8 protein-coding genes are annotated in these 7,088 nt (G+C 64.0%); 7 read left to right on the top strand and 1 reads right to left on the bottom strand.

What is annotated here, in order from left to right:
- From sdhC to gltA, 6 genes are all read left to right on the top strand, one after another.
- On the top strand, positions 1–384 hold a 384-nt coding region (gene sdhC / locus BMY06_RS08850; protein ID WP_143064411.1), incomplete at its 5' end, for a succinate dehydrogenase, cytochrome b556 subunit.
- A gap of 2 nt (positions 385–386) precedes the next feature.
- Complete coding sequence (gene sdhD, locus BMY06_RS08845) at positions 387–755, top strand: succinate dehydrogenase, hydrophobic membrane anchor protein (protein WP_065064678.1); 369 nt, start codon at positions 387–389, stop codon at positions 753–755.
- A gap of 4 nt (positions 756–759) precedes the next feature.
- Positions 760–2,535 carry a succinate dehydrogenase flavoprotein subunit gene (gene sdhA / locus BMY06_RS08840; RefSeq protein WP_074982636.1) on the top strand — a complete coding sequence of 592 codons (1,776 nt, stop codon included), beginning with the start codon at positions 760–762 and terminating at the stop codon, positions 2,533–2,535.
- A 29-nt stretch (positions 2,536–2,564) separates the two neighbouring features.
- The gene (locus tag BMY06_RS08835) at positions 2,565–3,266 is read left to right on the top strand and encodes a succinate dehydrogenase iron-sulfur subunit (RefSeq protein ID WP_065060022.1); all 702 of its coding nucleotides are present in this window, start codon (positions 2,565–2,567) and stop codon (positions 3,264–3,266) included.
- A 15-nt stretch (positions 3,267–3,281) separates the two neighbouring features.
- Positions 3,282–3,548: an FAD assembly factor SdhE gene (locus BMY06_RS08830; protein ID WP_065060021.1), complete on the top strand. Its 267-nt coding sequence runs from the start codon at positions 3,282–3,284 to the stop codon at positions 3,546–3,548.
- 79 nt (positions 3,549–3,627) lie between these two features.
- Positions 3,628–4,929, top strand: a complete 1,302-nt coding sequence (gltA, locus tag BMY06_RS08825) for a citrate synthase (RefSeq protein WP_065060020.1) — start codon at positions 3,628–3,630, stop codon at positions 4,927–4,929.
- 132 nt (positions 4,930–5,061) lie between these two features.
- Here the strand turns inward: gltA and BMY06_RS08820 are convergent, their stop codons facing one another.
- Positions 5,062–5,526 carry a VOC family protein gene (locus tag BMY06_RS08820; RefSeq protein WP_074982634.1) on the bottom strand — a complete coding sequence of 155 codons (465 nt, stop codon included), beginning with the start codon at positions 5,524–5,526 and terminating at the stop codon, positions 5,062–5,064.
- A 219-nt stretch (positions 5,527–5,745) separates the two neighbouring features.
- Between BMY06_RS08820 and BMY06_RS08815 the strand changes: the two genes are divergently transcribed.
- Positions 5,746–7,080: a sensor histidine kinase gene (locus BMY06_RS08815; RefSeq protein WP_074982632.1), complete on the top strand. Its 1,335-nt coding sequence runs from the start codon at positions 5,746–5,748 to the stop codon at positions 7,078–7,080.
- Positions 7,081–7,088 lie beyond the last annotated feature (8 nt).

Below are 7,088 nucleotides of genomic sequence, written 5' to 3'. Positions count from 1 at the left end.
TACCGGAACATCGGGATTGGGCAGATATTGTTCGCATACCGCCTGCCGTTGGCCGGTCGCGTATCGATCGGTCACCGCGTGAGCGGTGCACTTCTATTCCTGTTCCTCCCTTTCATCCTGTTCCTGTTTGACCAGAGCCTTACCTCCGAACTCAGCTTCGAGGTCTTCAAGGGCTTCCTCTCGAACATCATCGTCAAGCTCGTCGTGCTCGTGCTCGGCTGGGCCTTCCTCTTTCACTTCTGCGCCGGCGTGCGCCACCTGTTCATGGACTTCAACCATGACCTCGCGGCCAAAGAAAAGGGCAAGTCGACCTCGCTCGTCGTCGTCGTCATCTCCACGATCCTCACGATCGCCTTCGCGGCAAAACTCTTCGGAGCGTTTTAAGAATGTCGGCTAAAAACGGTATCGGTCCGAAGCGCCTCGTCGTCGGCGCTCATTACGGCCTGCGTGACTGGATCGCCCAGCGCGCCACCGCCGTCATCATGGCGATCTACACCGTCGTGCTGCTCGTCCTCTTCTTTGGCGCACACGACTTTTCGTACGACGGCTGGGCGTCGATTTTCTCCGCCCAATGGATGAAGCTCGCGACGTTCGTCACGCTGCTCGCGCTGTTCTATCACGCCTGGATCGGCGTGCGCGACATCTGGATGGACTACATCAAGCCCGTCGGCCTGCGCATCGCGCTGGACGTGCTGACGATCGCCTGGCTGCTGGGCAGCCTCGGCTACGCCGCGCAGATTCTCTGGAGAGTGTAAAAGCATGGCTGCAATCAAGAATTCTCTGCCGCGTCGCAAGTTCGACGTGGTTATCGTCGGCGCGGGCGGCTCGGGGATGCGCGCTTCGCTGCAACTGGCGCGCGCCGGTCTGTCCGTCTGCGTGCTCTCGAAGGTGTTCCCGACGCGCTCGCACACGGTCGCGGCCCAGGGCGGCATCGGCGCCTCGCTCGGCAACATGAGCGAAGACAACTGGCACTACCACTTCTACGACACGATCAAGGGCTCCGACTGGCTCGGCGACCAGGACGCGATCGAGTTCATGTGCCGCGAAGCACCGAACGCCGTCTACGAACTCGAACACATGGGCATGCCGTTCGACCGTAACGCCGACGGCACGATTTACCAGCGCCCGTTTGGCGGCCACACCGCCAACTACGGCGAAAAGCCGGTGCAGCGCGCCTGCGCGGCCGCGGACCGTACCGGCCACGCGCTGCTGCACACGCTGTATCAGCAGAACGTCGCCGCGAAGACCACGTTCTTCGTCGAATGGATGGCGCTGGATCTGATCCGCGACGCCGAAGGCGACGTGCTGGGCGTGACCGCGCTCGAAATGGAAACGGGCGACGTCTACATTCTCGAAGGCAAGACCACGCTGTTCGCCACGGGCGGCGCGGGCCGCATCTTCCAGGCATCGACGAACGCGTTCATCAACACGGGCGACGGCCTGGGCATGGCCGCACGTTCGGGCATCGCGCTGCAGGACATGGAATTCTGGCAATTCCACCCGACCGGCGTGGCCGGCGCGGGCGTGCTGATTACCGAAGGCGTGCGCGGCGAAGGCGGCATTCTGCGTAATTCGAATGGCGAACGTTTCATGGAACGCTATGCGCCGACGCTGAAGGATCTCGCGCCGCGTGACTTTGTTTCGCGTTCGATGGACCAGGAAATCAAGGAAGGCCGCGGTGTGGGCGCGCACAAGGATCACGTGCTGCTCGACCTGTCGCACATCGGCGCCGAGACCATCCTGAAGCGTCTGCCGTCGATCCGCGAAATCGCGCTGAAGTTCGCGAACGTCGACTGCATCAAGGAACCGATCCCGGTCGTTCCGACGATTCACTACCAGATGGGCGGTATCCCCACGAACATCAACGGTCAGGTCGTTGGCACGCCGAAGGGCCACGAAGAAGTCGTCAACGGCTTCTACGCCGTCGGCGAATGCTCGTGCGTCTCGGTGCACGGCGCGAACCGTCTGGGCACGAACTCGCTGCTCGACCTCGTGGTGTTCGGCCGTGCTGCCGGCAACCACATCGTCAAGCACGTGAAGGAGCTCAAGGAGCACAAGCCGCTGCCGGCCGACGCCGCCGACTTCTCGCTCGCTCGCCTCGCCAAGCTCGACAACTCGACCTCGGGCGAATACGCCCAGAGCGTCGCGAACGAAATCCGCGGCTCGATGCAGAAGCACGCTGGCGTGTTCCGTACCTCGGCGCTGCTGGCCGAAGGTGTCAAGGACATCGCGCAGGTCACGGAACAGGCGAAGCACATTCACCTGAAGGACAAGTCGAAGGTGTTCAACACCGCGCGCGTCGAAGCGCTCGAAGTGGCGAACCTCGTGGAAGTTGCGCAGGCAACGATGGTCTCGGCTGAAGCCCGTAAGGAAAGCCGTGGCGCGCACGCACACAGCGATTACGAACACCGCGACGACGAAAACTGGCTGCGCCATACGCTGTGGTTCAGCGAAGGCAACCGTCTTGACTACAAGCCGGTTCACATGAAGCCGCTGACCGTCGAGTCCGTGCCGCCGAAGGCGCGTACGTTCTAAGGCACACGCCAGTCAAAAGGAATTGGGAAATGGCCAAACGTATTTTTGAAGTCTACCGCTACGATCCGGACAAGGATTCGGCGCCGCGCATGCAGACGTACGAGCTGGAACTCACGCACGAGCGCATGCTGCTCGACGCGCTGGTGAAGCTCAAGGAAGTCGACGAAACGCTGTCGTTCCGCCGTTCGTGCCGCGAAGGCGTGTGCGGTTCGGACGCGATGAACATCAACGGCAAGAACGGTCTGGCGTGCCTCACGAACCTGAACGACCTGCCGGCGAAGATCGTGCTGCGCCCGCTGCCGGGCCTGCCCGTCGTGCGCGACCTGATCGTCGACATGACGCACTTCTTCAACCAGTACCACTCGATCAAGCCGTACCTGATCAACGACACGCCGCCGCCCGAGAAAGAGCGTCTGCAGTCGCCCGAGCAGCGTGACGAACTCGACGGTGTGTACGAGTGTATTCTGTGCGCGAGCTGCTCGACGTCGTGCCCGAGCTTCTGGTGGAATCCGGACAAGTTCGTCGGCCCGGCCGGCCTGCTGCAGGCTTACCGCTTCATCGCGGACAGCCGCGACGAAGCCACCGGCGAGCGTCTCGATAACCTCGAAGATCCGTACCGTCTGTTCCGTTGCCATACGATCATGAACTGCGTCGACGTCTGCCCGAAGGGCCTGAACCCGACGAAGGCGATCGGCAAGATCAAGGAACTGATGGTCCGCCGCGCGGTTTGACCACGGCGAGAACGTATGGACTCGCACCAGTCTGACCCTCATCGCCGCGCGCGCCTTCGCTGGCGCGCGCGGCGCGGTATGCTCGAAAACGACATTATTTTCGAGCGATTTTTCGACCGCTACGAGCATGACCTCAGCGACGCCGACGTGGGCGCTCTTACGCGCCTGCTCGAGCTGAGCGATAACGACCTGATGGACTTGCTGCTCGCGCGCAAGGAACCAGAAGGCGACCTTGCCGACCCGGACGTGAAGCGGGTGCTGGAGCTGCTTCGCAACGTCTGAGACGCGGTGACGCCAGGAGGCGCCGCGCCGGACGTGCAAACTATCGAATCCTGTGTTTATCTTCGATTGAGGATGTGCTATGACCCCGTCTGATGTAAAAGCCACGCTATCGTTCAGCGACAATTCGCCGAGCGTCGAACTGCCGATCTACAAGGGCACCATGGGCCCGGATGTGATCGACATCCGCAAACTGTACGGTCAGACCGGCAAGTTCACGTATGACCCGGGCTTCATGTCGACGGCATCGTGCAACTCGGCGATCACGTATATCGACGGGGACAAGGGCGAGCTGCTGTATCGCGGCTACCCGATCGACAACCTCGCGCAAAACGCCGACTTCCTCGAATCCTGCTATCTGCTGCTCAAGGGCGAACTGCCGAACCAGGCGCAGAAGGACGAGTTCGTGAAGACCGTCACGCAGCACACGATGGTTCACGAGCAGATGCAGTTCTTCTTCCGTGGCTTCCGTCGCGACGCGCACCCGATGGCCATTCTGGTCGCGGCTGTCGGCGCACTGTCGGCGTTCTATCACGATTCGCTCGACATCAATAACGCGAAGCATCGCGAAGTGTCGGCAATCCGCATGATCGCGAAGCTGCCGACGCTGGTCGCCATGGCGTACAAGTACTCGATCGGTCAGCCGTTCGTGTACCCGCAGAACGATCTGTCGTACAGCGCGAACTTCATGCGCATGATGTTCTCGAACCCGTGCGAAGAGTACAAGGTCAACGACGTGCTCGTGCGCGCGCTCGACCGTATCCTGATCCTGCACGCCGATCACGAACAGAACGCCTCGACCTCGACGGTCCGTCTGGCGGGTTCGTCGGGCGCGAACCCGTTCGCGTGTATCGCGGCCGGTATCGCGTGTCTGTGGGGCCCGGCGCACGGCGGTGCGAACGAAGCCGCACTGAACATGCTTGAGGAAATCGGTTCGGTGGAAAACATCCCCGAATTCATCAAGCAGGTGAAGGACAAGAACTCGGGCGTGAAGCTCATGGGCTTCGGTCACCGCGTGTACAAGAACTACGATCCGCGTGCGAAGCTGATGCGCGAAACGTGCCACGAAGTGCTCGAAGAACTGGGCCTGCACGACGATCCGCTGTTCAAGCTCGCGATGGCGCTCGAAAAGATCGCACTCGAAGACGAATACTTCGTGTCGCGCAAGCTCTACCCGAACGTCGACTTCTACTCGGGCATCGTTCAGCGCGCGCTGGGCATCCCGACGTCGATGTTCACGTGTATCTTCGCGATGGCACGTACGGTGGGCTGGATCGCCCAGTGGAACGAAATGATCGCCGACCCCGAACAGAAGATTGGCCGTCCGCGTCAGCTGTTCATCGGCAACACGCCGCGCGAAGCGAAGCCGATCTCGCAACGCTAAGCATCATCGCCTGTTCGTACGGCGTGCCTTTGCGGCGCGTCGTGCGGCAAGCGAAAAACGCCCCGCCGGGTTTGTCCCGGCGGGGCGTTTTCTTTTTCGGGCCTCGACTTCGAGATCCGCCCTGGTCCGCCCTCAAATCCAGCCGTCGATCTTCAGGCCGCTCGCCTGTTCGGCTTCTTCGCGCGAAACCTGGCGCACCGTTTCGCCGAAGCTCCACACGTGGCCTTCCGGGTCGCAGGCCGCGTAGACGCGGTCGCCGTAGAACTGGTCCTCGGGCTCGCGCACGATCGTCGCGCCGGCGGCGCGCGCGCGTTCGCAATGCGCGTCGAGTCCGCGCCCGAGCTGCACGTGCACCGACTGCGTGTTCTTGCCGCCGACGGCGGCGGGGCTCGTCGAGGGCATGCCCGGCCACTCGCCGCAGACCATGATGTAGCCATCCTCGAAGCGCATTTCCGAGTGGCAGACTTTGCCGTCCGGCGTGGTGACGACGAACTGCGTCGTGAAGCCGAACGCTTTCTCCAGCCAGGCGAGCGCGGCGCGCGGGTCGCGGTAATAGATCGCGCTGCCGAAGGCCGGGCGTTGCGAGGTGTCGCTCATGATCGTCTCCTGTCGTGTCTCGAATGACGTAATGCGGACGCACTGCGCGGGCACTGCGTGAGACGAATCTAGCACCGTCGCGCGGCGCTCGCGTGTGCCGTGACGATCCGCTTGCCGCCGTTCATCCGCGCACGGCCGCACCCCGCGAATCCTTTATCATGGACGCGTCCCCCTTTTCTGCCACGATCGCCCGCATCGTCCAGATCGCCGAGCCGCTCCATGTTCTTCGCCGCGAATTCCCTGCATCGCCGTCTGAGCATCGCCATCGGCACGCTCGCGATCGTCGTGGGCCTGCTCGGCGCGCTCGGCACCTTCCTCGTGGTGCGCAGCCTTGCGAGCGAGTTCAGCACGAGCCTGCGCGACGCCGCCGCGCACGTGCAGGCGGGCGCACCGCCGCAGCGCCACCACGCGGCCACAGCGAACGGCGAGCGCCGTCCGTCGGACGATTTCGTGGTGCAGATCTGGTCGGCGAGCGACGCCGCCGCGCCGAGCCGCACGAGCGATGCCGATATCGCGTTGCCGCGCGCGCAGGCCGGTTTTTCATCGATCGACTACGACGGCGAGACGTGGGACGTCTTCGCGCTCGCCGCCGGCGACGAACACATCCAGGTGGCCGAATCGCGCAGCATGCGCAATCGCAACGCGCTGCGCGTGGCGTTCTGGAGCCTGTTGCCGGTGCTCGCGCTGCTGCCGCTGCTCGCGCTCACCATTGCGGTGACGGTGCGCCTGTCGCTGCGTCCGCTCGAACGCGTCGGGCGTCGCGCGGCGCAGGTCGATCTGCACGATCTGCGCGAACTGAAGCCGCTCGACGTGGCGAAAGCGCCCGTCGAGCTGCGGCCGTTCATCGAGTCGATCAACCGCATGATCGAGCGCCTCGCGCTACTCGTGAACACGGAGCGCAAGTTCATCGCCGATGCCGCGCACGAATTGCGCTCGCCCATTTCCGCGATGCAGTTGCAGATCGACAATCTGCACGACGCGCCGCCCGATCAATACCGCGAGCGCTTCGACGAACTGCGGCGCGGCGTGGCGCGCACGGGCGCGCTCGTCTCGCAGTTGCTCGGGCTCGCGCGCGCGGAGATCGGCGGGGCGCAGCGCGCGCTCGCGGACGTCGCGCTCGCGCCGCTCGTGACCGAGGTGCTGGCCGACCTGCTGCCGCTCGCCGACGCGCGCGGCGTCGATCTCGGCGTCGAGCGTCTCGATGAGGCGAGCGTGCACGCAACCGAGGCCGATCTGCGCGTGCTGACGCGTAACCTGATCGACAACGCAATTCGCTACGTGCATGCGGGCGGTCGCGTGGACGTCTCGGTGCGGCGCGAGGCGCGCAGCGTGACGATCGAGGTGCTCGACGACGGGCCTGGCATCGCCGAAACCGATTTGCCGCGCATCTTCGACCGCTTTTTCCGCGCGGGCGCGAACGACGCCGAAGGCAGCGGCCTCGGGCTTGCGATCGCGCAGGCGCTCGCGCACGGTTATCGCGGGCGCGTCACGCTGGAGAACCGCGCGGACGGCCAGACCGGCATCGTCGCGCGCATCGTGCTGCCGCTCGCGTGAGGGCGCGG

It is taken from the genome of Paraburkholderia tropica (assembly GCF_900109265.1).
GTDB classification, from domain to species: Bacteria; Pseudomonadota; Gammaproteobacteria; order Burkholderiales; family Burkholderiaceae; genus Paraburkholderia; species Paraburkholderia tropica.
This window is presented reverse-complemented; position numbering and strand designations above follow the sequence as displayed.